The following is a 530-nucleotide window of genomic DNA, read 5'->3' on the forward strand; positions in this document are numbered from 1 at the left end:
GCCCACGCGCTGCTTCATGCCGCCCGAGATTTCGCCGGGGCGCTTGTCGCGCGCATGGCTCAGGCCTACGAGCGCCAGCGCCGCGTCGGTGCGCTCCTTGAGCTGGGCCTTGGTTTCGTCCTGCGCGAAGACCCGCTCCACGGCGAGATGCACGTTCTCGTAGCAGGTCAGCCAGGGCAGCAGCGAGTGGTTCTGGAACACCACGGCGCGCTCGGGCGACGGACCCCGGATTTCGCGGTTGGCGCACAGCAGCACGCCGTCGCTGGGCGTGGTGAGCCCGGCGATCAGGTTGAGCAGCGTCGATTTGCCGCAGCCCGAATGGCCGATCAGCGCGACGAAATCGCCCTTGGCAATGCGCAGATCGATGTTCTCCAGCGCCAGGAACAGGCCCTTGGCGGTCTTGAAACTCTGCGAGATGCCTTGCAGTTCGATGAATCTGTCATTCATGATTTCACCTCTTCATAAGTAAAAGCTTTGGCGATCTGTACCAGCAGCAGCTCGAGCGCCAGACCCACGATGCCGATCACGGC

Annotated in this window: 1 protein-coding gene; it reads right to left on the reverse strand. The window is 63.6% G+C overall.

Annotated elements, in window-relative coordinates; translation table 11 throughout:
* On the reverse strand, window positions 1-447 hold a 447-nt coding region (locus D3H34_RS33725), incomplete at its 3' end, for an ABC transporter ATP-binding protein (RefSeq protein ID WP_119558938.1).
* Between the last annotated feature and the right edge of the window lie 83 nt (window positions 448-530).

This window comes from Acidovorax cavernicola (assembly GCF_003581445.1).